The organism is Kribbella jiaozuonensis, assembly GCF_005233875.1.
Classification (GTDB): Bacteria; Actinomycetota; Actinomycetes; order Propionibacteriales; family Kribbellaceae; genus Kribbella; species Kribbella jiaozuonensis.
The window spans coordinates 1,095,359-1,121,394 of the sequence record NZ_SZPZ01000001.1; the positions used below are offsets into that span (position 1 = coordinate 1,095,359).

The window sequence follows — 26,036 nt, forward strand, 5'->3', positions numbered from 1 at the left end:
CGGGGATTCTGTCTTGAGGAGCGGCCGTGACCACAACTGCAGACCCCGTCGCTTCGCCCCAGGACGAGTTCCAGCCCGCCGGTGGCAGGCTCGAGCGCGGGCTCATCTGGGTATTCATCGTGGTGCCCACGCTGGCGCTGCTGCCGGCGATCTACTTCGCCTGGGGCGGCTGGATCAGCTGGCGGGACGTCGTACTGCTGGTCGTGTTCTACGTACTCACCACCACCGGCATCGGCGTTGGCTACCACCGCCTGTTCACGCACAGCGCGTTCAAGAGCAAGCGCGGCCTGAAGATCGCCCTGGCGATCGCCGGCAGCATGGCACTCGAGGGTCCCGTCATCCGCTGGGTGGCCGACCACCGCAAGCACCACAAGTACGCCGACCGGGACGGCGACCCGCATTCGCCGTGGCGCTACGGCACCAGTGCTTGGGCGGTGACCAAAGGGTTCGTCTTCGCGCACGTCGGATGGGTCCTGTGGGGAGAGGAGCGCGCCGACCCGAAGCGCTACGCCCCGGACCTCCTGAACGACCGCGACATGGCGTCGATCTCGGGCATGTTCCGTCAGCTGGCGGTGCTGTCTCTGCTGGCGCCCGCGCTGATCGGTGGACTGTGGGACAGGTCGTGGCACGGTGCCGCGACCGGATTCTTCTGGGGCACGCTGGTCCGGATCGCGCTGATGCACCACGTGACGTTCTCGATCAACTCCATCTGTCACGTCACCGGACGCAAGCCGTTCGCCGCCCGCGACCGGTCCGGGAACGTGTGGTGGCTCGCCGTACTGAGCCAGGGCGAGTCCTGGCACAACCTCCACCACGCCGATCCGACGTGCGCACGCCACGGAGTCCTCCGCGGACAGGTCGACATCAACGCCTGGCTGATCAAACGCTTCGAACGGTTCGGCTGGGCGTACGACGTGAAGTGGCCCGACAAGGAACGGTTGAAGAAGAAGCGCACAGCCCTCGTCTGACGGACAAACCGGCGTACGCTGTAAGGACCTGACTGGTCGGGTCAGGCTGCCCCAGACACCGCGGCAGTGATCGTCGCTGAGATCCGGGGTGTTGTCATGAGTGTTCTACGGCCGGCGCCATGAGCGCCCCTGACGCGGACCGGTCCGCAGCCGCGCTGGCCATGCTCACCGGTGATCTCTACATGGCTCCGGATCTCGACACGCTGCTGGAGCAGACGCTGAGGTTCGTGTCCGTCGCCATCACCTGCGACTGCGCCGCCATCGTGCTGTGGCCGGGTCATGGCGTGGAGCGATGGCGGGTCACCGGTTCGGACTCGCGGGCGGCCAGGGCGGAGTACATCCGGTACGAGCCCGGCGAGGGCATGGCGACAGTTCGTTCCCAGCCGGTGATGGTCGGTGACACCGATGCGGAGGTTGCGACCGAGCTGGGTCTTCACAGCGTGATGAGCAGCGTCATCCGGGCCCGGAATCACGACATCGGAGTACTCGACGTCTACGCCTGCGAGCGCGACGCGTTCCGTCCGTCGGACCAGGCTCTTGCCGGTGCACTGGCCACGCACATCGCGGTCGCGATCAGCACGGTGACAACGGCTGACACCCTGGTCCGAGCGATCGATGCCCATACCGCGATCGGGCAGGCGGTGGGCATCTTGATGGAGCGGTTCGACATCGGGCCCGATGCCGCCATGGTGCTGTTACGGCGTCAGTCGCAGGACCACAACGTCAAGCTGCGGGCCGTTGCGGCGGACGTGGTGTCGGCGCACCGCCCCGCCGTGCGATGGTCGCAGCGCTCAGCCGGGCTGCCCGGCTGAGCAGGAGGCTGCGGTGAGCCCGGTGGACAGGGGACGCTTCGATGGGCAGAGTGGGAGCAGCGACGTCATGACCGGGATCGCCCGGTCGAGCGGCCCAAGGCGCGCGGCGACGTCCGAGGTGAGCTGATCCGTGGCATCACCGCGTGTGCGCCAGATTCTGCTCGAGGTCCTGACCGATCCGCCCGGCAGGGCGAGCACGGCCGCGCAGGTGATGCAGCGATTGGTCGCCGCGACGCTGGCGGCGGTGAAGGTCGACGGCGCGAGCGTTGCCTTGATGACGCCGGCCGGTCACGCCGGCCTGTTGGCCGCGACCGACGGTCCCTCCGCGGAGCTGGAGAACCTGCAACTCACTCTCGGAGAAGGTCCGTGCCTGGACGCGTCGCGCGCGGGCAGACCGGTGCTCCAGCCGGATCTCAGCAGCGGCGGTACTTCGCGCTGGCCGGGATTCACCTCGTCGGCGACCAATGCCGGCATCGCCGCTGTGTTCGCGTTCCCGCTGCAGGTGGGCGCGATCCGGTTGGGAGTGCTCGACCTGTACCGCACGATCACGGGATCGCTGGAGCCTTTGCAGCTCGCCGAGGCGCTCGATTTCGCTGCCGCCGCGACGACGATCCTGCTCGACCTGCAACACAGCGCGCCGATCGGCGAGCTGCACCCGCTCCTCGCCGTCGCCGCCGACGGGCATCGCGAGATCCATCAGGCCACCGGGATGATCTCGGTCCAGGCCGCGATCGGACTGACCGAGGCCCTGCTGCTTCTGCGCGCCCGCGCCTACGCCGCGGAGCGCCCGTTGCTCGAGGTCGCGAACGACGTTCTGAACCGGCGACTCACCTTTTACCCCGAGGACGATCATGATGAATAGGCACGGCGATCCGGAGATCGGACCACCGGCGCGGAAAGGAACCAGGTCATGACCAGGGAGCAACGCCTTGGGCGAGTCTTCGTCGAACTCGCCGACAGTCTCGTCGACGACTTCGATGTCATCGACCTTCTCCATTTGCTCTGCGATCGCAGCGTCGAGCTGCTCCAGGCCGACGCGGCCGGGCTGATCCTGGCTGACCAGCGCGGCCTGCTGCACGTGATGGCATCGACCACCGAGGAAGCCCGGCTGCTCGAACTGTTCGTCCTGCAGAACGACGAGGGCCCGTGTCTGGACTGCTACACCAGCGGGCAGCAGGTCGCGAACGTCGATCTCGACGAGGTCGGTCAGCGCTGGCCCAGTTTCTACGCCGCGGCCACGGCGGCCGGCTACCGGTCGACCCACGCGCTGCCGTTGCGGCTGCGTGGACAGACGATCGGTGCGATCAACCTGTTCTGTGAGCGGCGGTCGACGTTGAGCGAGGAAGACCTCGACCTGGGGCAGGCCCTGTGTGACATCGCCACGGTCGCGCTGCTGCAGGAGCGCGCGATCCGCTCCAGCGAGGTCCTGGCCGAACAGCTGCAGGGCGCGCTGAACAGCCGGATCGGGATCGAACAGGCGAAGGGTGTCCTGGCGGCACGAGCAGACATCCCGCTCGACGTCGCCTACGCCCTGATGCGTGACTACGCGCGCCAGAACCACTTGCGGCTGAGCTCGGTCGCAACGGACGTCACCACAGGCGCGATCCTGCCCGCCGATCTCCAACCCACAAAGAAGTCCTGACCTCGGGTCCGCACCCGCATGGAGTGGTCCGGCGGGGGCACCGGGGGATGAAATACCGGGACGGAAGAGGAGATGGCAATGGGTACGGACGACAAACTCCAGAACGCGGCCGAAGAGGCCAAGGGCAAGCTCAAGGAGAAGGCCGGCGACGCGACCGACGATCGCGACCTGGAAGCCGAAGGCAAGGCGGACCAGACGAAGGCCAACCTGAAGCAGGCCGGCGAGAAGGTCAAGGACGCCTTCAAGGACTGACGCCAGGCCCCTCAGGGGGTCGAACGTGGGGCTATCTGTTCGGCGGCCATCCATTCGGTGGTCTCGGTGTGATCCCGGTCCTGATGCTGGACCAGGCCACGCCAGCCGGACGGGTGGTTCTCGCAGGCGATGAGCCAACCCGGCTGCCAGCGACCGTGGATCCACAGATCCACGTGCGCCGGCAGCTGCAGGTGGTCCAGCCGGTAGTCGTCGAAGGTGTTCATCAGACGGACCGGTTCCAGGCCCGGTGCAGGCCCACGGCGGCGATGAGTTCGCTCGTGTAGGGCTTGGCGACCGTGTCGCCGAGGACGATGCCGGGTGCGGTCGTGTCGATACCGGCAGCTGTGAGTACGTCGACGCCGTCACCCCACGCGGCGATCACCTTGCAGTGCCGGAAGAGTTCGCCGAGCAGGACGGTCAGCCTCCCGTCGGTCAACGTCGGGTTGCCGGCGGCAACGACCACGGCGTCGTACTCGATCGATCGGGTGGTGAGGAACGTGCGCTCGACGGGCTGGGTCGTGCGGGCGCGCTTGATGGTCCCGCCGGACGGCGCGAGGAGTCGCAGTACGGCGCCCTTGGCCTCGACGGCTCGGCGCAGCTTGTTGATACCGGCGAGGTCGGCGCCGTCGGCCGCAACAACTCCGATCACGCGGCCGGCGATCGGCCCAGGCGTGTCGACGAGCTGGGACAGCGCGGGGGAGGGCGTCGGGTCGACCACGGGAGTTCCGCTGGGCGCGGGCATTCCGAGTCCGGCCGCGACCGCCGTACACAGATCTGTTGCGACGTTCGCGAGTACGCCGAGCATCCGTTCGCGGATCGGCTGTTCGTAGCATTTGCTGAGCTCGAAGGTGAAAGCCTCGACGATGTGGGCCTGTTCGATCGCCGTCATGCTCGCCCAGAACAGCGCGGCCTGGGAGAAGTGGTCGGCGAACGACGCCGGATTCGCCCGGACCTTCGGACCGCTGACCTCACGCGGGACATGCACGAAAGCGCCCTCGTCGGCGGGCACCGGCTCGCCTTCCTGGCCGAGGCTGTTCGGCAGGTACGGCGCAATGCCGCGATGTACTGCGGTCTGGTGCATCCCGTCGCGGAGGTTGTCGTTCACCCCGGCGTGCGGGCAGTTGATCGGCAACTGGGTGAAGTTCGGGCCGCCCAGACGGGTCAGCTGCGTGTCGAGGTACGAGAACAGCCGGGCCTGCATCAGCGGATCGTCGGTGACCTCGATCCCGGGCACCAGGTTCCCGGTGTGGAACGCGACCTGCTCGGTCTCGGCGAAGTAGTTCGTCGGATTGCGATCCAGGCTGAGCTTCCCGACCAACTGGACCTCGCACAGCTCCTCGGGAACGATCTTGGTCGGGTCGAGCAGATCGATCCCCTCGAAGGTCTGGTCGTCGGAGTCGGGCATGATCTGCAGCCCCAGCTCGAACTCCAGCGGTACGCCGGCATCGATGCCGTCGGCAAGGTCCCGCCGATGGAAGTCGGGATCGGCGCCGGCCGCGATCTGAGCTTCTTCCCAGACCAGCGAGTGGATCCCGGCGACCGGTTTCCAGTGGAACTTGACCAGACAGGTCTCGTCCTTGGCGTTCACCAGCCGGAACGTGTGGACGCCGAAGCCTTCCATCGTGCGGAATGAGCGCGGAATGCCGCGGTCGGACATCGCCCACATGACGTGGTGGGTCGCCTCGGTGTGCAGCGAGACGAAGTCCCAGAAGGTGTCGTGCGCGGTCTGCGCCTGCGGGATCTCGCGGTCCGGGTGCGGCTTGCCGGCGTGGATGATGTCGGGGAACTTGATCCCGTCCTGGATGAAGAACACCGGCATGTTGTTGCCGACGAGGTCGAAGTTCCCCTCGTCGGTGTAGAACTTCGTCGCGAACCCACGGACGTCGCGGACGGTGTCGGCCGAGCCGCGGGAGCCGAGCACGGTGGAGAACCGGACGAACACCGGCGTCTCCCGGCCGCGCTGCAGGAATCCCGCCCTGGTGACGGAGCCGGCATTCCCGTACGCCGTGAACGTTCCGTGAGCAGCCGCGCCGCGTGCGTGAACGACCCGCTCCGGAATCCGCTCATGGTCGAAGTGCGTGATCTTCTCGCGCAGATGGAAGTCGTCCATCAGACTCGGCCCGCGCGGACCGGCCTTCAATGAATGGTCGGTGTCAGCGAGTCGCACGCCCTGCGCGGTGGTCAGCAGCGAACTGGTCTGAAGCTTGCCCTCCGCCGCGTCGACCGGACGCTCGTCCGGCTGTTGTGCTTTGCGTTTCGGGGGCATGAGACTCCTCAAGAAAGATGCGGTCCACCCCCGGTACCCGCGGCTACGCCTGCTCCAGGTGGGCGATCGCGAGGAGTTCGCCGTCGACGGGACCGAAGTGGGCGAGGGCGTCGCGGTGGATGCTGGTCACCAGCGAGGTCATGGCGGCGGGAACCTCGTGCTGTCCGGCGAAGTCTTCGAGGGACTCGAGTTCCTCGACGATCCGATCCAGGCCGAAGGTCGCGAGCTGGTCACCGGTGAGCAGCCGGGGTACGACGTCCTCGATGAAGGCCGACGCGGCCGGACCGTTCAGCAGCAGCTCTCTCAGGCGCGCGGGGTCCAGACCACCGCTCCGGGCGAGCATCAGGACCTCACCGACGGCGACGACCTGGTTGAACCACAGGAGGTTGACCAGCAGCTTGGTCAGGTACCCGCTGCCGTGTGGACCGGTGTAGTGCACCTGCCGGGCGAACGTGCGCAGGATCGGCTCGACCCGGTCGAGGGTCGCTGATTCGCCGCCGGCATACAGAGTGAGCCCACCTGCTTCGGCCGCGTCCGGACCGCCGCCCACGGGAGTCTCGAGGTAGTCGATGCCATAGCGGCTCGCAGCCGCAGCCAGCTCTGCTCCGAGGGCCGGGGACGCGCTGGTCAGGTCGAGCCAGATCGTTCCTGGGCGGAGGCGTTCGAGCAGTCCGGGAATCGCCGACCGCAGCTCCGGACTCCCGGGTAGGACCGTGACGAGGACAGCGGTCTCCGGCAACGGCTCGCCCCAGGTCGCCCCGAAGCCCGTGACCAGCTGCTCGACTTCGGCACGTACGTCGTGAACCCGGACCGAGTGACCGGCGGCGACGAGATGCCGGGCAACCGGCAGCCCGATCCGGCCCGCACCGGCAAGCGCAATCTCAACCATGACGCCATTGTCAGCGGGGGATTGTGGACGCGCGAACCACGAGCTCCGGTGTGAAGGTCACCTGCCGGTGCGGGCGCGACGGGTCGTCGGCGGTCTCGAACAGGAGCCGAGCGGCGGATTCGCCGATGTCGTGCGCCGGCTGCCGGATCGTGGTCAGCGGTACGACGGCCAGCTGCGCCTCGCCGATGTCGTCGTACCCGACGACCGCGATGTCGCCCGGAACCGACCAGCCGTCCCGGATCAGCTTGTTGACGATCGCGATCGCGATCATGTCGTTGCCGCAGAGAACCGCCGTCGGTCGTGGTTGCATCGCGGTGATGAGGTCGGCCAGCTCGCTGCGTTCACGGATCGTCCGGCCGCCCGCGTCGGCGCGCTGCAGCAAAGCAGGGTCCTCGCCGGCCGCCTCGATCGCGAGCATCGCGCCCTCGTACCGCGCCTTCAGGACGAGATCGCCGCCCGGACCGCCGGCGAACAGCACCCGCCGGTGACCCAGGTCGAGCAGGTGCTTCATCGCCAGGAACCCGCCGCGATGCTGATCGACGATCACCGCGGACGATGTCAGCGCCATCCCCTCGTGCCCGAGTACGACGATCGGCGTGCCGATGGACTCGAGATCGCCCAGGTCCGGCGGCTCCGCGGTCGCCGACGCGATGATCAGCCCGCCGGCCCGCATCTCGGCGAGGTTGCGCACGTACACGCCCTGACGGACCGGATCGCCCGCGGTGTCGCAGTACACGAGTACGAAGCCGCGGCTGCGTGCCACGTCCTCGACCCCGCGGGCGATCTCGGTGAAATAAGGGTTCGCGGCGTCCGGCACGAGCAGCCCGAGCGTGTGCGTGCGGTTCCCCCGCAGCGTGCGTACGGCGCGGTTGGGGACGAACCGGGTCTCCTCGATCGCGCGGTCGATCCGCTCGCGGGTCGCCTCGGCCACCGTCTTGGTGCCGTTGATGTAGTTCGACACCGTGCCGATCGACACGCCCGCGAGCGCGGCGACGTCCTTGATCGTGACGTTCTTCGCCAATTCATCTCCACCTAGCCGAATACAGCCCGGATCATCTCGAGGAACCCGTAGCCATTGTGGCTGTCGGGGAGCAGTGCCGAGCCCTCCGTCCACTCGTTCCACGCGTTCACGGTGATGATCGGATGCGGTTGACCATGCCGTTCGAGGAACGACTTGGCCAGTAGCAGCCCCTCCTTGAACTCCTCGGGCGACGGATCGAACGTCGTAGTCCACGGGTACCGTCCGCGGATGAACTCCCGATCCTGAGCGGTCCGCGGCGACGCGTCCCACCCGACAGTCACATTCGGATAGAACGGTACGTCGAGCTCCGCGGCGTACCGCTCGTACTCCGCGAACGCTGCCGCCCGCAACGGGCCGACCTCCGCCTGCGGGAACTCGAACTTACCGAGATCGGCGTGATGCACCCATACGTACGACGTCGCGGACCGGAAACCGAGCTTCCGCACCAGCTCGGCCGGATCGTCGAGCGTGATCGCCGCGGGCAGTACGCCGACGCCCCAGATGACCGCATCCAGATGGAGCCCCTCGAAGCCCGCCTGACGCGTCTGCTCGTCGAACCACTGCAGCGCGTCCGCCGTCTCCGCGACGCCGCCGAGGCCGACGATGAGGTTGCCCAGCTCGTAGATCGTCAACCAGGGCCGGCCGTCGATGGTGAGGTAGTTCGGGCGTGCGAAGTACGTGTCGATGACGTGGCGGGCCAGCTTCTCGAAGGCGGCGCGATCGATCGCGCCGTTCTTGAGCCGCTGCGGCGATTCGTTGGCCGGATCGTCGTGCGGGAAGATGTTGACCAGTTCATGGTTCGCCCACATCAGCGCGAACTTGATGTCGTCGCTGTTCCGCGCGGCGAGCAGACCGTCGTCGAGGGCACCCTGCAGATACGGACCGTCGTCGTACCAGTAGTAGTCGACGAGAAAGCCGTCGACGCCGTACTCCTTGGCAAGACGGATCTGATGTTCCGCCGCGGCCGGGGTCGCCTCGTCGAAGCGCCCGTCAAGCGGAATGCGTGGTTGCCGGTGCCCGTCGAAGCGCGGCTTCGCGGCCTCGAGGAGTTTCCACTCGTCCCAGTCCTGGCCGAACCACTTCGCGTTCCGCGGATCGGTATGCCAATCCGGGAAGTAGTACGCGAGGATCTTCGGTCGGTCCATCAATGAGGCTCCTTGATTCATTTGACCGCACCGGCGGAGATGCCGGTACGGAAGGTCTTCTGCAGGACGATGAAAACCACCACGACGGGCAGCGAGATCAGAATGTTCGCGGCGAAGATCTTCGGGGTGTCGACCAGCCGCTCGCTCTGGAAGTACGTCGGCACCTGGGTCAGCAGCTGCAGATCGGTCGACTGGATGAACAGCAACGGCAGCAGATACTCGTTCCAGGCGGCGAGGAACGTGAAGATCGCGACGACGGACAGGATCGGCCGGCAGATCGGCACCAGGATCTGCCAGAAGAACTGCCACGAATTCGCGCCGTCGAGACGCCCGGCCTCGTAGAGCTCGGGCGGCAGCCCGCGAATGTAGTTGCTGCTGACAAGCACCCCGAACGGGATCGAGATCACCGTCAACGGGATGATCACCGACCAGTAGGTATCGAGCAGCCCGATCGCCTGGACGACGTAGTACAACGGAACAACGAGCGCGATCGCAGGCAGCGCGAGGCCGGTCAGGATGACGACGGCGCCGACCCTCGAACCACGCGGCCGCAGTACGGCGAAACCGTACGACGCGCTGAGTCCGAGGAACATGACGAGCAGGACGGTCGACACCGAGACGATCAGGCTGTTCGCGAAGAATCGCAGGAACGGTGTCGACGACAGGACGACCGTGTAGTTGGTGAATCCCTCGCCGCCCAGGGATTCCTTGACGATGAGCACGAGCGGGATGACGAGCACCACGAGCGCGATCAGCACGAGGAGCTGGCTGAGCACTCGCCCCGGCAGTCTCTGGAACTGGAACATGTCGCTACTGGCTTTCGCTGGTCGAGAGGCGAACCTGCAGGATCGAGAAGACGAGCGCGATCAGCACGAGCACGATCGACAGTGCGGCGCCGTACCCGGCGTGGAACTGCGCGATCACCTGCTTGTAGATGTAGCCGGTCAGCACCTGCGTCGTCGTACCCGGACCGCCGCCGGTGGTGAGGAAGACGAGATCGAACATCTTCAGCGAGCTGATGAAGCCGAGCACGATCAGGACGAGGTGAGACCCGCGCAGCATCGGCGCGACGACCGTCGTGTTCAGCTGCCAGGTCGTCGCGCCGTCGATGCGCGCGGCCTCGAACAAGCCGCGATCGATCTGCCCGATCGCGGCGTCGTAGATCAAGAAGCTGTAGCCGGTGTACTGCCAGACGTTGATCAGGATGATCGTGCCGAACGCCGTCTTCGGATCGGCCAGCCACGGCTGGTCGAAGCCGTGCAACCCGAGGCTCTGCAGCAGGTGGTTGAACCCGCCGTCCGGCGTGAGCAGGATGCGGTACGACGTGGCGACGACCGCCGGCGCGAGGACGACCGGGACGAAGACGAGCGTCCGGAGCAGGCCGCGCAGCCGTGTCTTCGTACGCACCAGGATCGCCAGCGCGAGGCCGAGGGTCAGCTGGATCGCGACCGTGGCCACCGCGAAGACGAGCGTGTTGCGCAACGCCTGCCAGAAGATCGGATCCTGCAGGAGCTTCGAATAGTTGGCGCCACCCACGAAGTCGGTCGGTGAACCCACACCGGACCAGTCGAACAGCGAGTAGAACGCGTTGGCTGCGATGCCCGCGTGGATCACGCCGACGACGAGGATCAGCGCGGGCAGCGCCCACAGGTAGTCCGACAGCGCCAGCGGGCGGTGACCCCGCACTAGCGGCTCACCGCTTTCGACGCGGACTCGACCTTCTTGAGTGCGTCCTCCGGGGACGACGTACCCGCTGCCACCGCCGACAAGGCGTCGCCGAGGGCCGTGGTCAGGTCGCTGTACGGGATCTGCCGCGCGCCGATCAGCTCGGTCAGCGACTGCTGCTGGCCTTCGATGTCCGCGACCTGTGCCGGGTTGATGACGTCGGTGGTCGCCACCTTCACCGAGGTGACCGCCGGGATGTTTCCGCCCGCCGCCTGGATCTTCTGGCCGTCACCAGCGGTCAGGAACTCGAGGAACTTGAACGCGGCGTCCTGCTTCGACGACTTCGCCGACACCGCGAACCCGTTGTCCGGGCCGCCGAACAGCTTCGTCGGTTGGCCGCCGGTGACCGGCGCGGGGAACGGAGCGGACAGGAACAGACCGTCGATCTTCTTCGTCACGGTCTTCTGCGCGTCGACCTGTCCGGTCTTCGTCATCGTCGCCGGCGTGTTCCAGGTGCCCAGGGCAATGAACGCCGCCTGGTCCGACAGGAACGTGGTCTGCGCATCGGGGTACTCCGTGGCCGCGGTCGCGCCGGCCGGGATGATCCCGCTGGTGAACAGGTCCTTCCAGGCGCTCATGGCCTGCACGAACTCCTGGTCCGTCCACGACGTCTTGCCCTGGATCGCGTCGTACACCTTGCCGGGCGCGATGCTGTTGATCAGCGACAGGTACACGTCGGTGTTGACCCACGCGTCCTTCGCGCCGTGCGCGAGGCACTTCACGTTGTGGGTCTTGAGTGTCGCGCAGACCTTCTTCCACTGCTCGAAGTCGGCCGGTACGCCGAGGCCGTACTGGTCGAGGATCTTCTTGTTGTAGTAGATGAGACCGGCCGCCGACATGTACGCCGGGAGCGCAACCTGCTTCTTGTCCAGCTGCAGCTGGCTGAGCCCCTCGGGGTTGAACTTGCTCGCCCAGTCCTTGCCGAGGTCCTTGGCAGCACGGTCCTCGACCGGGACCGCCAGCGGACCGAAGTTCGTGGTCAGGTCGCCGGGCTGGACCTGGAACACGTCCGGGCCCTTGTCGGAGGACAGCCCCGGCCGGAGCGCGGTGACGTAGTCGTTGTAGGCGTACTGCTTGTAAGTGACCTTGACCTGCGGGTTCGCGGCTTGGAAGTCCTTGATCGCCTGGGTGCTGTTGAAGGCGTTCCAGCCCCACCAGGTCAGCGACACCGGACCGCTCTGGGCCTGCTCCTTCGACCCTGAGCCGCAGGCGGCAAGACCGGCCGCGGCGAGGGCGATGACCGTCAGAACGGTGGCCCTCCTCGTTCCTGAGCGATACATCTCGAGCTCCTTGAGTGAAATGTTTCAATCGCCTGTGATCGTAGCCAGGCGTGATTTCACTGTCCAGAGGTCGACCGGATGCGGCCAATTAATGAATCATTTCACCCGCGGACCGGGTCGGCGCCGGCCGCCTTGCTGACCCGGTCGCCCACCTCGAGCTGCTTCCACAGGTCGCGCGGCACCTTGACCTTCTGCTTCTCGCCGCCGTCGAGCTCGACCTCGAGCCGGCGGTACAGATTCGAGCCGTCGAGCATCGCCCGCGACTTCTTCACGACAACCCCGCTCCACGCATCCTCGTTGGCCATGAGTACTCCTTCGATCACGGTGAGTGGTCGAGTCGAGCCTAGCTCGCGGCGAGGTTCAGGAATCGCTCCGGCCAACCGGGATCGGTGGCCTCGGCGATCGGGTAGCCAGAGGCCCACGGCCCCTCCCAGTGGACCTCGATGCCGGGGTTGTGGACCGAGCTCCCGTCCGGGAGGAACAGGTGCGGACTGCCTTGTACTGCGTCTGTGATCGCGACGGCGTGATCGGCCATGACTGCGCTGCGCGCTCGTCCGTCATCCAGGGCGGTGGCCAGCGCGGCGGCGTCGACGGAATCGACCTCCGCGGCGACCTCGAGGATCACCTGGCGGTGGCCGATCGTCCGGGACTCGAACCAGAACGCCCGCCGAAGCGCGGAGTCCAGATCCTCAGATGCCCGCAATCCTCGGGCTTTGGCCGCATGCACGGCCTCGGCGGCGAGCAGCACGGTGGAAGGGTAGGTCCAGTCCGGCTGCGTCCACAGCCGGAACCCGATCTCCGGCGCGAGCTGCCCGAGCCCGACCGCCTCGCTGTCCGTCCCCGGTCGCGAGTGCGGTCCGTTGAACAGCTCGAGCGCGAAGGTGTGGTGATCGAGCCGCACCACATCGTCCAACCCGAGCTTGGTCCGCGCCGCCCGGAGGCGGTAGATCGCCACATGCGCGAAGGGGCACAGCAGGTCCGACCACACCTGGATCGTGTTAGCCGCGACGTTCACGCGTCCTCCTGGTGGTCGGCGCCGGGTGGGTTGTTCGTGAAGTGCTCCGGGCGGATCAACACCGCCGTACGCCGGTCCGCGACCATCTCGCGGTCGTACTCGTCGAGATCCGGATGTACTCCGCCCGCCGCCGCGTAGATGTCGCGCAGCAACACCCGCAGGCGCTCCGCATCGATCCCAGGCAGCGGATCGTCCGGCCCGGCCAGCTCGACCGATCCGCTGACGCCGATCCACTGCCACCCCGCGCGGAACACCAGCGTCGCCTGCGGGGTCCGCCGCAGATGCTTCAGCTTCGCGGTGTGCCCGCGCGCGACGAACGCCACGATCGGCTCGCCGGTCAAGGGGTGGTCGAGCACGCCGGCGTTGACCACCGAGGCGGCCGGCTCGCCGGACCGTCGCTGCGTGATCGCCACCGCCAGAAAGTGATCCTGCCGTCCAAGCTCGTTGATTCGCTCGAGTCCTCGCATGCCACGAAGCTAACGGACCGCGGTCCGGTTATCAAGTGGCCAGAGCGTCGGCTGGATCGCCGGATCCGTGTAGTCCGGATCGGGATTCCGCCGTACGAGCGTGTCGTTGGGGTGAGCCGAACCGGGACGCCAGCGGTTGCTCGCCGGCTGCAGGTGAATGGCGATCGACCGGCGCGGCGCCGTACTCAGATTCGCCGAACTGCCGTGCACGGTCCGGCAGTGGTGGAAGCTGACCTGCCCCCGCTTCATCCGCGGTACGACGGGAGTCGGGTCGAACCCCTGCGCCGCGATCGACGCCTCCAGGCCGGCGTTGTCCTGCGAGAAGAAGTCCAGCCCGGTCACCGACCACCGATGACTGCCGGGGAGGAACCCGACCGCGCCGTTCACCTCATCCACGTCGTGGAACCCGACCCACGCGGTGAGCATGTCGTCCGACGTACACGACTGCCAGTACTGCCGATCCGTGTGCCACCCCACCCGCGCCGACCCACCCGGCGGCTTGAACAACAACTGGTCGTGCCACAGCCGGATCCCGTCCGCTCCGGAGAGCGCAGCCGCCGTCGCGCCAATTGCCGGGTGTCTTACCAACGTGCCCAGTTCGTCGACGCGCAAGGACGAGTAGTCGTTCTTCCGCAGTACGTCGCCATCCGCGGCCTGCCAGCCTCGTGTCGCGGGCAGATCGGGTAACGCGTGATCGTGGTCGCCGGCGTAGAACCGCTCCATCCCGCGCTCGGCCGCGTCGAGTACGTCGGACGGCACGATCACCGGCGAGATCCAGTAGCCGTGCTCGCGGTAGAAGGCGATGTCGTCTGCTCCAGGTAGCTCCATGCGGACAACCTAGGAATCGAGAGCCCGGTACGGCGTTGCCGATGTTCAGGCAACTGGACACAATCTTCAGGTGTCCTTGCATCGTCCCAGCGGCCTCCGCGCCGGATTCCATGCCGAAGGATTCGCGGGCGACAGCGGCCTCCTGCACGCGGGCGAGCAGTGGGTGCCGGAGCAGTTCCTGATCGAGCCGCACGAGCATCCGGTCTGGGAGGTCTACCTGCAGCAGCACGGCAGTACGCACTGGGTCGCCGGCGGCGAGAGCTACGTCCTCCACCCGGGGCACCTGTTCGCCGTACCGCCCGGTGTCACTCACCACCTGGCCGGCCGTTCCGGCAACCACCACTTCTACTTCGCCGCGATCGACCGCGAACCCGTCGTACGACGTCAGCCCGCGCTCGCGCTGCCCTGGCCGAAGACCGTCGTACATCGTGAGGCTGGTGAGCTCACCCACGCGTTCGCGCAACTGGTCCGCGAGGTCACCACGCGCTACGAGTACGCCGACACCGGGCTGACGCTTGCGGTCGACCATCTGATGCTCGCGGTGTCCCGGTGTCTGGCGCCGGCCGCCGTACCGCAGCTTGCGATGCACCCGGCGGTGCGGACCGTGAAACGCCTGCTGGACCAGGAGTTTCACGAGCGCTGGACCCTGCGGGAGTTTGGCGATCGCACCGGTCTCGCACCGGCGTACCTGGCCGAGCTGTTCACCACCGAGCTCGGCCAGCCGCCACATCGGTATTTGAACGAACGCCGGATCGACCGCGCCCGCCAACTCCTCGAGACCAGCGACATCACCATCACCGCGCTGGCCGTCAGCCTCGGGTTCAGCTCCAGCCAGCACTTCGCCCGCGTGTTCCGTCAGCTGACCGGGACCACTCCGACGGCGTTCAGATCGTCACCAGCGCAGTGACGCCCAACGCGAGCCCGACGAGATAGGTGCCCATGGCACCGACATCGCGCAGCGGGCCGTGGGTGGCGAGGCTGGGCGACCTGAGCATGCCGACCGCGTGAACGTAGCGGACGAACACGGCGGCGATCGCGAGCGCGTCGACCACCCAACTGTCGGACAGCACCGAACAGACGAGCAGCAGGACGATCATCGTCGGGATGTACTCGGCGGCGTTGCCGTGTGCGCGGACCGCGATCATCAGCCGGTCGGTGGGATCGGTGGGGAGTTGGTTCCCGGCGCCGCGGAGTGCGCGGTTCCGGGTGACGTTGGCGCCGAGCAGGAACAGCAGGATGCCCAGCAGCGCGATACAGACGATGGTGATGGTGTCGAGGCTCATACGAGTACTCCTTCGAACAAACGGCTCACGATGGTTTGACTGAGTTGGGTCCCGAGCAGGGCGTCGGTCTTGTGCATGCCGCCCGGGCAGGTGACGTTGACCTCGATCAGCCGGCCGCCGATCACATCGAGACCGGCGATGGCGAGACCGTGCTTCCGCAGTACGGGACCGAGGGCGGTGACGATCGCGCGATCGTCCTCGTCGGGCTCGGCCGGCGCGACCGGCGGTCCGATCCGGAAGTCGTCGACGGCGGGTCGGCGAAGTACGGCGCCGACTATTTCGCCGTCGAGCAGGAACAGGCGTTTGTTGCCGTGCGCAACAGCAGGCAGGTATTGCTGAGCGATCACCTGCTGTTGTCCGCCGTGGCTCGCGGACTCGAGCAGCGCGACCGCGCCCTGGTCGTCGTGCACGAGCCAGACGTCGAGACCTGCGAATCCGTCGACAGGCTTGACCACCGCGGTGCCGACACGTGCGACGAACCCTCGAAGTTCGGTCGGATCCGCGCCGACGTACGTCGGGGGACAGAGCTCGGGGAAGTGCAGCGCGACCAGCTTCTCGTGCATCGCGCGAATGCCTTCCGGGCGGTTGATCACGCGTGTGCCGGCGCACTCCACCAGATCGAGCAGGTACGTCGTGTGCAGGTACCGCGCGTCGACCGGCGGATCGATCCGCAGGTGGACGAGCCCGAGCGAGGCGACGTCGATGACCGCCGACCCGAGCTCGTCCCACCAGGTCGCGTCGACGATCCACCGATGGTCGCCGCCGGGCGCTTGCCGCGGCCGAAGCCGGATCCGCCGGGCATGAGCCCGCACCCGCCCCTCAACAACCGCCAGCTCCTCCGGCCCACAACACCAGACGTCGAGCCCGAGCTCCTGCGTCGCCCACATCAACCCGACACTGGCGTCGATGTCCCCAGCCAGCCCCGTCAGCGGATCAGTAACAAACAGCACGCCCCGCCCACCCCAATCCCTGCCCGCGGCGCTCATGCTGCGACCTCCTGCCAGTTGGATGCCAGTGAGGCTGTGGCGGCGGCTTGCCAGTGTTCCGGCAGGTTGGCTTGCTCGGGTTCCAGTGCGCGGAGGACCGCTCGGCGGTGGGCGTCGTCGTACATCAACTGGCTGAGTGCGGCGATCGCGCGTTCGACCCCGGCTGGTTCCTGCGCGTCGAGGAAGCGGACCTCCAGGTAGGTGCCGCGTGGACGCACCGGCGGGAACAACGTGGTGAGGTGTGCCCCCGCACCTTCCAAGAACTGTGTGGCCCCGAGAGCGAAGGCTGTGTAGGACCTGATCGGGTCGTCGCCCCGGAGCACCCGGTCGTCGAACCCGGTTCGCGTCGGGTCCACGTCCAGCCACGTGCTCAACCGCCCGCCGTCCCGCGCGAACGCCGCAGCGACGAACGGCCCGGCGAGATTCAACACCCGCCACTGCTCCAGACCGGCCGCCCCCGGCCACCAGTCCAGGCAGATCTGAGTCGACGCGGTACGCCGCATCATCCGTCGCCCGGCCGGTCCGATCGAGTCGAAGTGCCGTTGCATCGCGACGTACCGCGAGGACGTCAGCTGCAGCGGCACATCCATCCTCGGATCCACCGGGATCGTCAGCAACGTGATACCGACCTGGCCGAGCCGAGTCCGCAAATCCGCGGTCAGCGCCGCCAGGTCCCCGACCGGGTCGAGTGACGGCGGCAGGCTCAGCTCGAGCTGACCGCCCGGTTCGAACGTGACGTACGGCGCCGCCATCGCCCCCGCGGCCGCCCGCCGTACCCGCTCGATCGGGACCACGCCGCCATCCGCGTCGGCGACCACGTACTCCTGCTCGACCGCGACCCGGACCGTCCGCCGGCGCCCCCGCGCGAACAGGCCCGCAACCACTGGGTGAAGCTCCATGGCATCCATCGGGCCCTCCTGATACCGTAAGGTTTCCTGTCGAAATATTGGAAGGTATCCTTACGACATGTCAAGAGCTGAGGTGCCACGACCTGACGAGAAGCCGTTGATCGCGCTGGTCGAGCGGGCCAATCGCGCGCTGCAGTCCGACATGGTCCGGCGGGCTCATCTCGACGGGCACACCGAGGTGAAGATGGCGCACAACTCGGTCTTCGGCTTTCTGCACACGGATGGCGCCCGGGCCGCGGACATGGCGCTGCGGGCGGGGATCACCCGGCAGTCGATGGGTGAGGTGATCCGCGACATGGTCGCGCTCGACCTGCTCGAGATGCGCTCCGATCCGGACGACGGCCGGGCCAAGGTGGTCACCTACTCCGAGCACGGACTGGCCGTGGCCGGCGACGGCTACCAGTACCTGATCGACCTGGAGAAACGCTTCGCCGAGGAGTTCGGCGAGCAGGAGTACGCCGTTGCCCGCGATGTCCTCGCCCGCATCGTCGACGTCCTCGACCGCGTCTCAGCCGAACACGAGGCTCAGATCTCGTCGTCCGCCGGAGGCAAGGTCGGGTAGTCGACGATCGGGTAGAGACCGACGGTGAAGCCGTACGTCGTGTCGCCCGCCCGCGGGAGCTGGTCGAAGTCGTGGACCAGCGCGGCGACCTGCTGCCAGAACTCCTTCGCGCGGTCCGCCGGGATCCGGGCGTGCCGGATCAGCGAGAACATGTCACCCGCGTCGTACGCCGGTTTGGACTCCTCCGCCGCGACCTCGAAGTCGTTGAAATCATGCGGCAACTCGCCGCCCTGGCGGCCGAGCCCGACGTAGAACATCCGCGCCGCGCGGCCGTAGAAGCGCTCCTCGATCGCCCGCACCCGCCGGGTCCGGACCACCTGCAGGATGCCGGCGTCGGTCAGCACCTTCACGTGATGCGCGACCGTGCTCTTCGGCCGGCCGACCGCGGTGGCCAGCTCGGTCACCGTCGCGGCCCGCTCGTGCAACAGCCCGAGAATCGTCGTCCGCAACGGGTCGCTGATCGCCCGCACCTGCTCCGCGGTGGTCAGCTCGATGGTGTCCGCCAGCTCGTAGTCCGGCACCGACCTGTTGATTGACATGGTTCGAATAGACTAGCATCACGGATTGTTCGAGATATCTGGATCATTGGAGCCAAGATGGCCGAGATCGTGCTGTTCCACCACGCCCAGGGGCTGACCGAGGGGGTGAAGGCGTTCGCCGACGAGCTCCGGCAGGCGGGTCACACCGTGCACACGCCGGACGTCTACGAGGGCAACGCCTTCGCGACCCTCGACGAGGGCATCGGATATGCGAAGAAGACCGGCTTCGGCGTGCTCCTGGAGCGCGGCGTCGAAGCCGCGCAGAGCCTGCCCGAGAACATCGTGTACGCCGGATTCTCGCTCGGCGTGATGCCCGCGCAGCAGCTCACGCAGACCCGTCCGGGTGCCGTCGGTGCGCTCTTCTTCGACTCGTGCCTCCCGGTGGAGGAGTTCGGCACGTGGCCGGACGGTGTGCCGGTGCAGGTGCACGGCATGGACCAGGATCCGTGGTTCGCCGAGGAAGGCGGCGACCTGGACTCTGCCAAAGCCCTGGTCGCCGCCGTCGACACCGCGGAACTGTTCCTCTATCCCGGCAAGGAGCACCTCTTCGCCGACTCGTCGCTCCCCGGGTACGACGAGGGTGCCGCCAAGCTGCTGATGCAGCGCACCCTCGACTTCCTCAGCAAGCTCGCTTAAGCCTCGGCCGCTGCGGACTCCACTGCGACCGCGGCGGCCGGAGCCTCGGTCCGTCGCGTCGGGATGAAGGATGCGATCGCCAGCGCGGCGAGGGCGGCGCCCGCGCCGATGAGCAGGACAGTGCGGAAGCCGCTCTGCGAGGGCAGCGTGTAGCCGCCGAGGCGGATCGTCAGGTTGGCCAGGATCACGCCGGCGACCGCGCTGGAGACCGAGGTCCCGATCGAGCGCATCAGCGTGTTGAAGCTGTTCGCGGCCGCGGTCTCCGAGACCGGTACGGCGGCCATGATCAGCGCCGGCATCGCGCCGTACGCCAGGCCGATGCCGGCGCCGATCAGCAGCGAGACCAGCACGAGCTCCCAGACCGATCCCATCAGCACACTGCCCACGGCGTACCCGGCGGCGACCACGACCGCGCCGAGCATCAGCGTGACCTTCGGGCCGCGGGTCCTGGAGATCTTCGCCGAGAACGGCGCGGCGATCAGCATGACGAGGCCGGACGGGCCCATCACCAGACCGGATGCGAGCATCGACTGGCCGAGCCCGAAACCAGTTGCCTTAGGCATCTGCAGCAGCTGCGGCAGCACCAGCGACATGGCGAACATCGCGAACCCGAACACCATCGACGCCAGGTTGGTCAGCAACACCTGCGGACGAGCCGTCGTCCGCAGATCGACGAGCGGCTCGCTGGTACGGCGTTCCCACCAGCCCCAGGCGAGCAGCGCGACGACCGCAAGTGCGAACAGGCCGAGCGTCCGGCCACCGGTCCAGCCCCAGCTCGCGCCCTGAGAGATTGCCAGCAGCAACGAGATCAGGCCGATCGACAGTCCCAGCCCGCCGAGCAGGTCGAACCGGCCGCCGGAGCGTACGGACGACTCCGGGACGAACCGCAGTACCAACCCGAACACGATCACGCCGAGGCCGGCCGACAGCCAGAACAGCGTGTGCCAGTTGAAGTTCTCCGCGAGCAGCGCCGCGAGTGGCAGGCCGAGTGCGCCGCCGACGCCGAGCGAGGCGCTCATCTGCGCGACCGCGGTACCGACCTTCTCGGGTGGCAGTTCGTCGCGCATGATGCTGATGCCGAGCGGGATCACGCCCGCGGCCATGCCCTGGAGTGCGCGGCCGGCGATCATCGGCACGAGCGAGCTGCTCAGCGCGGCGACGACCGAGCCGGCCACCAGCATGCCGATGCTGATCAGCAGCATCCGGCGCTTGCCGTACATATCGCCGAGGCGGCCCATGATCGGGGTCGCGACCGCGGCCGCGAGCAGGGTCGCGGTGATCGCCCAGGCGGTTCCGGCGGCCGACGCGTTCAGCAGTTTCGGCAGCTCGGGGACCAGCGGGATCACCAGCGTCTGCATCAGCGCGACCGTGATACCGGCCGAGGCGAGCACCGGCACGACAGCGCCGGCCCGCACGGTGGGAGCAGCGGACATCAGCAGCCTCCTGGGCTGAACTAGATAGTTGGTTTCTGCAACCAAAGACTAAGTCAGGCAGTTGACTTAAACAAGTAGGCGAGGCAAGCTGGAAGAGCAACCACGCGGAGGTGATGTCCTGTGACCAAGAGTGATCAGACAGTCAGGGCTGCGCGGGTGAACGCGACCCGGGACCTGATCCTGGCGACGGCCGAGCGGATGTTCGCCGAGCGTGGCGTGCACGAGGTGTCGAACCGGCAGATCAGCGAGGCGGCCGGGCAGGGCAACAACACCGCGGTCGGGTACCACTTCGGGACCAAGACCGACCTGGTCCGGGAGATCGTCCGCAAGCACGCGGTGCCGGTCGAGGAGCGGCGCCGCGAGCTGATCGCGGAGCTCGGCGCGGATCCGTCCGTCCGGGACTGGGTGACGGTGCTGGTCCGGTCGGCGACCGACCACATGAGCAGTCTGGGTCCGCCCAGCTGGCTCGCGCGGTTCAGCGCCCAGCTGATGTACGACCCGTTGCTCCGCGACATCCAGCTCCAGGAGTCGCTGAACTCGCCGACCCTGCAACGCGTGGTCGAAGGGCTCGGCGAACACCTCGCGGACCTGCCGCCGGCGGTCCGGATGGAGCGTGGCGACATGGCCCGGCATCTGATCATCCAGATGACCGCGGAGTTCGAGCGAGCGCAGGCCGAGGGTACGCCGACGGCGCGGGCGACCTGGCAGGAGATGGCCGACGGTCTGATCGACGGAATCGTCGGGCTGCTGACCGCACCGGTGAGTTCGTGAGTGTGCTCGTGGTGGGTGCTTCCGCGGCCGGCCTGACAACCGTGGAAGCCCTGCGACGCAAGGGATATCGCGAGCCGATCACGGTCCTCGGCGCCGAGTGGCACCCGCCGTACGACCGGCCGCCGCTGTCGAAACAGTTCCTCTGCGGCGACTGGGACGAGGCACGGACCCGCCTGCGCCCGGACGCGATGCTGTCCGCGCTCGATGCCGACTTCGTCCTCGGCGATCCCGCAGTTGCCCTGGACGCCGAACGACGCGTTGTCCGAACCGCCGCCGACCGCGCCTTGACAGCTGACGCGGTGGTCATCGCAACCGGCCTGACCCCACGCCGCCTTCTGGGCCCCGAGCTCGAGGGCGTGCATGTACTGCGCACCCTCGATGACGCAGCCGCCCTGCGCAAAGACCTACTGGTAGCTGATCGGGTTGTTGTGGTCGGCGACGGAGTTCTCGGAGCCGAGATCGCCGCCACCGCCCGCAACCTCGGCCGCCAGGTCACGCTGGCCGGCCCGCAGACGTTCCTCCTGGAAAGCCAACTCGGCCCCGTAGTCGGTGCACTGCTAGGGGAACTGCACCGTGCCGAGGGTGTCGACCTTCGACTCGGCACGGCGGTGACCGGGTTGACCGGGTTGACCGGGTTGACCGGGTTGACCGGGTTGACCGGGGTGGATGGGCGTGTGCGCGGCGTGCAGCTGGCGGATGGTGAGGTGTTGCCGGCTGATGTGGTCGTCGTCGCGTTGGGTGCGGCCCCGGCGACCGGGTGGTTGGAGGGGAGTGGGCTCCGGCTCGACAACGGAGTCGTGTGTGATGCGCATTGTCGCGCCGCCGACGGGATCTATGCGGCCGGTGACGTCGCCCGGTGGCAGCATGATGATTCCCTTGTCCGGCTGGAGAATCGGACCAACGCGACCGAGCAGGCGCTGTGTGTCGCCGCCAACATCCTCGGCGACGAGCAGCCGTACCGGCCGATCCCGTACTTCTGGACCGACCAGTTCACCGTGAAGCTCCAGGTCCACGGTCGCCCGACGGCCGACGCCGAGGTGACCGTTGCTGAGGGCAACATCGCCGACGGCCGGTTCGTCGCCCACTACCGCCGCGGCGATCGTCTCGTCGCGGTGCTCGGTTGGAACATGCCGAAACAGACCCGCCTGCACCGGGAGCACCTGGTGTAACTCGAATACCTCTCTGGGGAAGGATTCGTATGACTACTCCGGTCTATCCGATGACCCGGGCACAAGGTTGCCCGTTCGACCCGCCGCCGCAGTTGCGCGAACTGCAGGACGAGGCGCCGTTGGTCAAGGTCCGGATCTTCGACACGACCGCCTGGCTGGTCACGCGGTACGACGACCAGCGCACCCTGCTCGCCGATCCGCGACTGAGCTCCGACGTCAACAAACCCGGCTACCCGAACACCGTCGCCCGGGCGATCCCGACCGGCGAGGACGCCGGGATCGGGTTCATCCTGATGGACGACCCGGAGCACGCGCGGCTGCGGCGGATGGTGACCGCGCCGTTCATGATCAAGCGGATCGAGGCGATGCGGCCGCAGGTGCAGGCGATCGTCGACGGGCTGGTGGACGATCTGCTCGCGGGTCCGAAGCCGGTCGACCTCGTCGAGGCGTTCGCGCTGCCGGTGCCGTCGCTGGTGATCTGCCGGCTGCTCGGGGTCCCGTACGACGACCACGAGTTCTTCCAGCAGAACAGCCGTATCCTGATCCGCACGACCGCGTCGGTCGAGGAGCGGACGCAGGCCCGGAACAACATCGGCCGCTACTTGAACGAGCTGATGGGCGAGAAGCTCGCGAACCCGCAGGACGACCTGCTGTCCGGCCTGGGCGAGCGCGTCAAGGCCGGTGAGCTGACTCGCCGGGACGCGGCCGGCATCGGCGTACTGCTGCTGATCGCCGGGCACGAGACCACCGCGAACATGATTGCCCTCGGCACCCTTGCGCTGCTGGAGCACCCGGAACAGCTGGCCGTACTGCGGGAGACCGACGACCCGAAGGTGGTTGCGGGCGCGGTCGAGGAGCTGTTGCGGTACCTGAACATCACGCACAACGGCCGTCGGCGGGCGGTGCTCGAGGACATCGAGCTGCACGGTCAGGTGATCAAGGTCGGCGAGGGTGTGATCCTTCCGAACGACATCGCGAACCGGGATCCGTCGATGTTCTCCGACCCGGACACGCTGGACGTGCACCGGGACGCGCGGCGGCATGTCGCGTTCGGGTTCGGCGTACATCAGTGCCTTGGGCAACCGTTGGCGCGGATGGAGTTGCAGGTCGTGTACAGCACGCTCTACCGCCGGATCCCGACGCTGCGCCGGGCCGTCGAGCTGGACGAGATCCCGTTCAAGCACGACGGCGCCGTGTACGGCGTCTACTCACTCCCCGTGACGTGGTGAAAGGACGACCTATGAAGATCATCGTTGACCAGGACAGGTGCGTCGCCTCCGGCCAGTGCGTGACCGCGGCCGGTGATGTGTTCGACCAGCGGGACGAGGACGGCATCGTCGTACTGCTCACCGACAACCCGCCGGAGGACCTCGCTGCCGACGTACACCAGGCTGCCGCCGTCTGCCCGGCGCTGGCCATCGTCGTCGAGGACTGATCACGTCTAGAGTGCTGTAGGTGATCAACGGAGCGCATGTGATCATCTACAGCACGGACGCCGAGGCGGACCGTGCGTTCTTCCGCGATGTGCTGGAGTATCCGTCGGTGGATGCCGGGCACGGGTGGCTGATCTTCAAGCTGCCACCGGCCGAGGTGGCTATGCATCCGGCCGAGGCCGCGTCACACGAGTTGCTGCTGATGTGTGACGACCTCGAGCAGACGATGGCCGAGCTGACCTCGCGTGGCGTCGAGTTCTCGCAGCCCGTGCAGCGGCAGCGGTGGGGTGTGCTGACGGCGTTCCGATTGCCGGGTGGGGGCGAGGTCGGGCTGTACGAGCCGCTGCACGAGCGGGCGCATGATCTCTGAGTTCCGCATCCAGGTGCCGGACGCGGACCTGGACGATCTGCGCGCCAGGCTGCAGCGAGTTCGTTGGTCTCGGCAACTACCCGGGGACGGGTGGGAGCGCGGGGTGCCGGTCGAGTATCTGCAGCGGGTCGCGGAGCGGTGGGCGGCGTACGACTGGCGGTTGTGGGAAGCGCGGCTCAACGAGTATCCGCAGTACACGACCGAGATCGACGGGCAGACGATTCATTTCCTGCAGGTGCGATCGCCGGAAGCGGATGCGTTGCCGTTGGTGCTGACGCATGGGTGGCCGGGGTCGGTGGCGGAGTTCCTCGAGGTGCTCGGCCCGCTGACGGATCCGGCGGCGTACGGCGGAGATCCGCGGGACGCCTTCCAGGTCGTCGCGCCGTCCGTGCCGGGGCATGGTTTCTCGCTGCAGTTGCAGGACGGCTGGAATCACGGGCGGATCGCGCGGGCCTGGGCGGAGTTGATGCGCCGGCTCGGATACGAGCGGTACGGCGCACAAGGTGGCGACACGGGATCGGTGGTGTCGCCGCTTCTCGGGCAGCTCGACCCGGACCACGTCGTCGGCGTACATATCAACGGCGGGCTGGCGTTTCCGCCCGTTGAGCCCGGTGATGTCCAGACCGAGGTGGAACGAGAGCGGTTGGCGGCGGCCGAGCGATTGCGTGCAGTCGGGACCGGGTACGCCGACCTGCAGGGGACGCGGCCGCAGACGGTGTCGTACGGGTTGAGCGATTCGCCCGTCGGGCAGTTGGCGTGGATCCTGGAGAAGTTCTGGGAGTGGACCGATCCGGAGCGCGCGCTGCCGGAGGATGCGGTCGACCTGGATCACCTGCTCACTGACGTCTCGATCTACTGGTTCACCAACACCAGCGCGACTTCCGCCAACCTGTACTACGAGAACCGCCGCGCCGCCGACGACATCCGGCCGAGTGTGCCGACCGGCATCGCCGTCTTCCCGACGGATCCAGCGATCCGCCGAGTACTAGACCGCCGGCACCACATCGTCCATTGGTCGGAGTTCACCCGCGGCGGGCATTTCGCGGCTCTCGAGGCTCCCGACCTGCTCGTCGACGACATCCGCGCGTTCTTCCGGCTGGTCCGGTAGCCGCGCCGGCGCGACGAACGTCAGCAGCGTGCCGTCACGTTCGACGGTCGCGTCCGGCCAACGGCGGCGGACCATCCGGATCGAACGTTCGTTGGCCGCACTCACGACGAACAGGAAATGCTTCGCGCCGGCGGCGATCGCATCCGCGGCCGCGATCGCCAGCATCCGGATCCCCAGCCCACGACGCTGATCGTCCTCACCGATGACGGCGGCGAGCTCGGCCGTCGCCTCGCCGGGCGCCCAGGCCCACATCGCGTGGCCGACGATCGTGTCATCGCGCGTTGCCACGAAGGCCGCGCCGGTGGGGCACAGCAGCCGTAGCAGCAACGCCGCTCGCGGCGGAGAACCGATCGCGGTCTGGAAGCGGAAGTAGCGGCTGAGGTCGGTCAGCCCCGACAGCATCGTGGCCAACTCGTCCGCGTCGGGTTCGCCGGCGCGACGGACGAGTGGCGGTCTCGCCTGAGTCTGGTTCACGGATTCAGCGTTCCCTGCTTGGCTGAGTCTGTCAAGCGGACTTATCATGAACCC

Annotated in this window: 31 protein-coding genes and 1 pseudogene; 14 read left to right on the top strand and 18 right to left on the bottom strand. The window is 67.6% G+C overall.

The annotated features are described in order from the left end of the window. The first annotated feature begins 26 nt into the window (after positions 1-26). The 5 genes from FDA38_RS05250 to FDA38_RS05270 all read left to right on the top strand — a co-directional run bounded on the left by FDA38_RS05250 (position 27) and on the right by FDA38_RS05270 (position 3,674). Positions 27-968, top strand: coding sequence for an acyl-CoA desaturase (locus tag FDA38_RS05250; protein WP_137252913.1), 942 nt, complete (start codon positions 27-29; stop codon positions 966-968). Positions 969-1,087: 119 nt separating this feature from the next. After that, positions 1,088-1,780 (top strand): GAF and ANTAR domain-containing protein, encoded by a 693-nt coding sequence (locus tag FDA38_RS05255; RefSeq protein ID WP_137252914.1) that lies wholly within the window; start codon positions 1,088-1,090, stop codon positions 1,778-1,780. A 130-nt stretch (positions 1,781-1,910) separates the two neighbouring features. Further along, complete coding sequence (locus tag FDA38_RS05260; protein WP_137252915.1) at positions 1,911-2,642, top strand: GAF and ANTAR domain-containing protein; 732 nt, start codon at positions 1,911-1,913, stop codon at positions 2,640-2,642. Positions 2,643-2,690: 48 nt separating this feature from the next. Then, positions 2,691-3,422 (top strand): GAF and ANTAR domain-containing protein, encoded by a 732-nt coding sequence (locus tag FDA38_RS05265; RefSeq protein WP_137252916.1) that lies wholly within the window; start codon positions 2,691-2,693, stop codon positions 3,420-3,422. 78 nt (positions 3,423-3,500) lie between these two features. Next, the gene (locus tag FDA38_RS05270; protein ID WP_137252917.1) at positions 3,501-3,674 is read left to right on the top strand and encodes a CsbD family protein; all 174 of its coding nucleotides are present in this window, start codon (positions 3,501-3,503) and stop codon (positions 3,672-3,674) included. A gap of 11 nt (positions 3,675-3,685) precedes the next feature. Here FDA38_RS05270 and FDA38_RS05275 read toward each other — a convergent pair whose 3' ends face one another. The 12 genes from FDA38_RS05275 to FDA38_RS05330 all read right to left on the bottom strand — a co-directional run bounded on the left by FDA38_RS05275 (position 3,686) and on the right by FDA38_RS05330 (position 14,310). After that, the gene (locus FDA38_RS05275) at positions 3,686-3,898 is read right to left on the bottom strand and encodes a hypothetical protein (RefSeq protein ID WP_137252918.1); all 213 of its coding nucleotides are present in this window, start codon (positions 3,896-3,898) and stop codon (positions 3,686-3,688) included. After that, entirely contained in the window at positions 3,898-5,940 is a 2,043-nt protein-coding gene (locus FDA38_RS05280) for a catalase (protein ID WP_137252919.1), read from the bottom strand. Before FDA38_RS05280 ends, FDA38_RS05275 begins: the two co-directional genes overlap by 1 nt. A gap of 43 nt (positions 5,941-5,983) precedes the next feature. Next, positions 5,984-6,829, bottom strand: a complete 846-nt coding sequence (locus FDA38_RS05285; RefSeq protein WP_137252920.1) for an NAD(P)-dependent oxidoreductase — start codon at positions 6,827-6,829, stop codon at positions 5,984-5,986. Positions 6,830-6,839: 10 nt separating this feature from the next. Next, positions 6,840-7,850: a LacI family DNA-binding transcriptional regulator gene (locus tag FDA38_RS05290; RefSeq protein ID WP_170989586.1), complete on the bottom strand. Its 1,011-nt coding sequence runs from the start codon at positions 7,848-7,850 to the stop codon at positions 6,840-6,842. A gap of 11 nt (positions 7,851-7,861) precedes the next feature. Continuing rightward, positions 7,862-8,995 carry a glycoside hydrolase family 99-like domain-containing protein gene (locus tag FDA38_RS05295; RefSeq protein ID WP_170989587.1) on the bottom strand — a complete coding sequence of 378 codons (1,134 nt, stop codon included), beginning with the start codon at positions 8,993-8,995 and terminating at the stop codon, positions 7,862-7,864. 17 nt (positions 8,996-9,012) lie between these two features. Next, positions 9,013-9,801 carry a carbohydrate ABC transporter permease gene (locus FDA38_RS05300; protein ID WP_137252923.1) on the bottom strand — a complete coding sequence of 263 codons (789 nt, stop codon included), beginning with the start codon at positions 9,799-9,801 and terminating at the stop codon, positions 9,013-9,015. A 4-nt stretch (positions 9,802-9,805) separates the two neighbouring features. Then, complete coding sequence (locus FDA38_RS05305) at positions 9,806-10,681, bottom strand: carbohydrate ABC transporter permease (RefSeq protein WP_137252924.1); 876 nt, start codon at positions 10,679-10,681, stop codon at positions 9,806-9,808. Continuing rightward, positions 10,681-12,000 (bottom strand): ABC transporter substrate-binding protein, encoded by a 1,320-nt coding sequence (locus FDA38_RS05310; RefSeq protein WP_137252925.1) that lies wholly within the window; start codon positions 11,998-12,000, stop codon positions 10,681-10,683. Before FDA38_RS05310 ends, FDA38_RS05305 begins: the two co-directional genes overlap by 1 nt. 101 nt (positions 12,001-12,101) lie before the next feature. Continuing rightward, a complete protein-coding gene (locus tag FDA38_RS05315) occupies positions 12,102-12,305 on the bottom strand; it encodes a DUF7489 domain-containing protein (RefSeq protein ID WP_137252926.1) in 204 nt (67 codons plus the stop codon). A 38-nt stretch (positions 12,306-12,343) separates the two neighbouring features. Continuing rightward, the gene (locus tag FDA38_RS05320; protein ID WP_137252927.1) at positions 12,344-13,015 is read right to left on the bottom strand and encodes a DsbA family oxidoreductase; all 672 of its coding nucleotides are present in this window, start codon (positions 13,013-13,015) and stop codon (positions 12,344-12,346) included. Further along, the gene (locus FDA38_RS05325) at positions 13,012-13,428 is read right to left on the bottom strand and encodes a pyridoxamine 5'-phosphate oxidase family protein (protein WP_233714532.1); all 417 of its coding nucleotides are present in this window, start codon (positions 13,426-13,428) and stop codon (positions 13,012-13,014) included. Before FDA38_RS05325 ends, FDA38_RS05320 begins: the two co-directional genes overlap by 4 nt. 63 nt (positions 13,429-13,491) lie before the next feature. After that, positions 13,492-14,310, bottom strand: coding sequence for a phytanoyl-CoA dioxygenase family protein (locus FDA38_RS05330; RefSeq protein WP_137252929.1), 819 nt, complete (start codon positions 14,308-14,310; stop codon positions 13,492-13,494). A 70-nt stretch (positions 14,311-14,380) separates the two neighbouring features. On the opposite strand from FDA38_RS05330, the gene FDA38_RS05335 reads away from it, so the two are divergent. After that, positions 14,381-15,217 carry a helix-turn-helix transcriptional regulator gene (locus FDA38_RS05335; RefSeq protein WP_137252930.1) on the top strand — a complete coding sequence of 279 codons (837 nt, stop codon included), beginning with the start codon at positions 14,381-14,383 and terminating at the stop codon, positions 15,215-15,217. Here FDA38_RS05335 and FDA38_RS05340 read toward each other — a convergent pair. The 3 genes from FDA38_RS05340 to FDA38_RS05350 are packed head-to-tail and all read right to left on the bottom strand — an operon-like array spanning position 15,195 to position 17,487. After that, the gene (locus FDA38_RS05340) at positions 15,195-15,593 is read right to left on the bottom strand and encodes an MAPEG family protein (RefSeq protein ID WP_137252931.1); all 399 of its coding nucleotides are present in this window, start codon (positions 15,591-15,593) and stop codon (positions 15,195-15,197) included. The two genes, FDA38_RS05335 and FDA38_RS05340, sit on opposite strands and share 23 nt — an antisense overlap. Continuing rightward, entirely contained in the window at positions 15,590-16,543 is a 954-nt protein-coding gene (locus FDA38_RS05345; protein WP_170989588.1) for an ATP-grasp domain-containing protein, read from the bottom strand. The genes FDA38_RS05340 and FDA38_RS05345 overlap by 4 nt, the downstream gene beginning before the upstream one ends. Before the next feature lie 32 nt (positions 16,544-16,575). Then, a complete protein-coding gene (locus FDA38_RS05350; protein WP_137252933.1) occupies positions 16,576-17,487 on the bottom strand; it encodes a glutamate-cysteine ligase family protein in 912 nt (303 codons plus the stop codon). A gap of 58 nt (positions 17,488-17,545) precedes the next feature. Here FDA38_RS05350 and FDA38_RS05355 point away from each other — a divergent pair, with 58 nt between their 5' ends. Next, positions 17,546-18,049, top strand: a complete 504-nt coding sequence (locus tag FDA38_RS05355) for a MarR family winged helix-turn-helix transcriptional regulator (protein WP_137252934.1) — start codon at positions 17,546-17,548, stop codon at positions 18,047-18,049. Here the strand turns inward: FDA38_RS05355 and FDA38_RS05360 are convergent. Then, the gene (locus FDA38_RS05360; protein ID WP_137252935.1) at positions 18,013-18,588 is read right to left on the bottom strand and encodes an ArsR/SmtB family transcription factor; all 576 of its coding nucleotides are present in this window, start codon (positions 18,586-18,588) and stop codon (positions 18,013-18,015) included. The genes FDA38_RS05355 and FDA38_RS05360 overlap by 37 nt on opposite strands. A 57-nt stretch (positions 18,589-18,645) precedes the next feature. On the opposite strand from FDA38_RS05360, the gene FDA38_RS05365 reads away from it, so the two are divergent. Beyond that, the gene (locus FDA38_RS05365) at positions 18,646-19,224 is read left to right on the top strand and encodes a dienelactone hydrolase family protein (RefSeq protein WP_137252936.1); all 579 of its coding nucleotides are present in this window, start codon (positions 18,646-18,648) and stop codon (positions 19,222-19,224) included. Here the strand turns inward: FDA38_RS05365 and FDA38_RS05370 are convergent. After that, complete coding sequence (locus FDA38_RS05370) at positions 19,221-20,657, bottom strand: MFS transporter (protein ID WP_137252937.1); 1,437 nt, start codon at positions 20,655-20,657, stop codon at positions 19,221-19,223. The two genes, FDA38_RS05365 and FDA38_RS05370, sit on opposite strands and share 4 nt — an antisense overlap. 120 nt (positions 20,658-20,777) lie before the next feature. Between FDA38_RS05370 and FDA38_RS05375 the strand changes: the two genes are divergently transcribed. Genes FDA38_RS05375 through FDA38_RS05400 form a run of 6 tightly spaced genes read left to right on the top strand, consistent with a single transcriptional unit; the run spans position 20,778 to position 25,508 of the window. Then, complete coding sequence (locus FDA38_RS05375) at positions 20,778-21,428, top strand: TetR/AcrR family transcriptional regulator (RefSeq protein ID WP_233714533.1); 651 nt, start codon at positions 20,778-20,780, stop codon at positions 21,426-21,428. Further along, the gene (locus FDA38_RS05380) at positions 21,425-22,597 is read left to right on the top strand and encodes an NAD(P)/FAD-dependent oxidoreductase (RefSeq protein ID WP_202877560.1); all 1,173 of its coding nucleotides are present in this window, start codon (positions 21,425-21,427) and stop codon (positions 22,595-22,597) included. The genes FDA38_RS05375 and FDA38_RS05380 overlap by 4 nt, the downstream gene beginning before the upstream one ends. Before the next feature lie 29 nt (positions 22,598-22,626). Next, a complete protein-coding gene (locus FDA38_RS05385) occupies positions 22,627-23,826 on the top strand; it encodes a cytochrome P450 (RefSeq protein WP_137252938.1) in 1,200 nt (399 codons plus the stop codon). A gap of 11 nt (positions 23,827-23,837) precedes the next feature. Further along, the gene (locus FDA38_RS05390; RefSeq protein WP_137252939.1) at positions 23,838-24,032 is read left to right on the top strand and encodes a ferredoxin; all 195 of its coding nucleotides are present in this window, start codon (positions 23,838-23,840) and stop codon (positions 24,030-24,032) included. Between the two features lie 20 nt (positions 24,033-24,052). Beyond that, the gene (locus FDA38_RS05395; RefSeq protein ID WP_137252940.1) at positions 24,053-24,400 is read left to right on the top strand and encodes a VOC family protein; all 348 of its coding nucleotides are present in this window, start codon (positions 24,053-24,055) and stop codon (positions 24,398-24,400) included. Then, the gene (locus FDA38_RS05400) at positions 24,390-25,508 is read left to right on the top strand and encodes an epoxide hydrolase family protein (protein WP_137252941.1); all 1,119 of its coding nucleotides are present in this window, start codon (positions 24,390-24,392) and stop codon (positions 25,506-25,508) included. The genes FDA38_RS05395 and FDA38_RS05400 overlap by 11 nt, the downstream gene beginning before the upstream one ends. 78 nt (positions 25,509-25,586) lie before the next feature. Here the strand turns inward: FDA38_RS05400 and FDA38_RS43360 are convergent. Further along, positions 25,587-26,030 (bottom strand): annotated as a pseudogene (locus FDA38_RS43360) (GNAT family N-acetyltransferase); the annotation flags it as partial. Between the last annotated feature and the right edge of the window lie 6 nt (positions 26,031-26,036).

Bases quoted from the DNA above. Each gene is read 5' to 3' on its own strand.
- FDA38_RS05255 (WP_137252914.1), top strand. From the start codon at position 1,088: ATGAGCGCCCCTGACGCGGACCGGTCCGCAGCCGCGCTGGCCATGCTC.
- FDA38_RS05265 (WP_137252916.1), top strand. From the start codon at position 2,691: ATGACCAGGGAGCAACGCCTTGGGCGAGTCTTCGTCGAACTCGCCGAC.
- FDA38_RS05270 (WP_137252917.1), top strand. From the start codon at position 3,501: ATGGGTACGGACGACAAACTCCAGAACGCGGCCGAAGAGGCCAAGGGC.
- FDA38_RS05275 (WP_137252918.1), bottom strand. From the start codon at position 3,898: ATGAACACCTTCGACGACTACCGGCTGGACCACCTGCAGCTGCCGGCG.
- FDA38_RS05280 (WP_137252919.1), bottom strand. From the start codon at position 5,940: ATGCCCCCGAAACGCAAAGCACAACAGCCGGACGAGCGTCCGGTCGAC.
- FDA38_RS05285 (WP_137252920.1), bottom strand. From the start codon at position 6,829: ATGGTTGAGATTGCGCTTGCCGGTGCGGGCCGGATCGGGCTGCCGGTT.
- FDA38_RS05295 (WP_170989587.1), bottom strand. From the start codon at position 8,995: ATGGACCGACCGAAGATCCTCGCGTACTACTTCCCGGATTGGCATACC.
- FDA38_RS05300 (WP_137252923.1), bottom strand. From the start codon at position 9,801: ATGTTCCAGTTCCAGAGACTGCCGGGGCGAGTGCTCAGCCAGCTCCTC.
- FDA38_RS05310 (WP_137252925.1), bottom strand. From the start codon at position 12,000: ATGTATCGCTCAGGAACGAGGAGGGCCACCGTTCTGACGGTCATCGCC.
- FDA38_RS05315 (WP_137252926.1), bottom strand. From the start codon at position 12,305: ATGGCCAACGAGGATGCGTGGAGCGGGGTTGTCGTGAAGAAGTCGCGG.
- FDA38_RS05330 (WP_137252929.1), bottom strand. From the start codon at position 14,310: ATGGAGCTACCTGGAGCAGACGACATCGCCTTCTACCGCGAGCACGGC.
- FDA38_RS05340 (WP_137252931.1), bottom strand. From the start codon at position 15,593: ATGAGCCTCGACACCATCACCATCGTCTGTATCGCGCTGCTGGGCATC.
- FDA38_RS05350 (WP_137252933.1), bottom strand. From the start codon at position 17,487: ATGGATGCCATGGAGCTTCACCCAGTGGTTGCGGGCCTGTTCGCGCGG.
- FDA38_RS05355 (WP_137252934.1), top strand. From the start codon at position 17,546: ATGTCAAGAGCTGAGGTGCCACGACCTGACGAGAAGCCGTTGATCGCG.
- FDA38_RS05360 (WP_137252935.1), bottom strand. From the start codon at position 18,588: ATGTCAATCAACAGGTCGGTGCCGGACTACGAGCTGGCGGACACCATC.
- FDA38_RS05365 (WP_137252936.1), top strand. From the start codon at position 18,646: ATGGCCGAGATCGTGCTGTTCCACCACGCCCAGGGGCTGACCGAGGGG.
- FDA38_RS05370 (WP_137252937.1), bottom strand. From the start codon at position 20,657: ATGTCCGCTGCTCCCACCGTGCGGGCCGGCGCTGTCGTGCCGGTGCTC.
- FDA38_RS05385 (WP_137252938.1), top strand. From the start codon at position 22,627: ATGACTACTCCGGTCTATCCGATGACCCGGGCACAAGGTTGCCCGTTC.
- FDA38_RS05390 (WP_137252939.1), top strand. From the start codon at position 23,838: ATGAAGATCATCGTTGACCAGGACAGGTGCGTCGCCTCCGGCCAGTGC.
- FDA38_RS05400 (WP_137252941.1), top strand. From the start codon at position 24,390: ATGATCTCTGAGTTCCGCATCCAGGTGCCGGACGCGGACCTGGACGAT.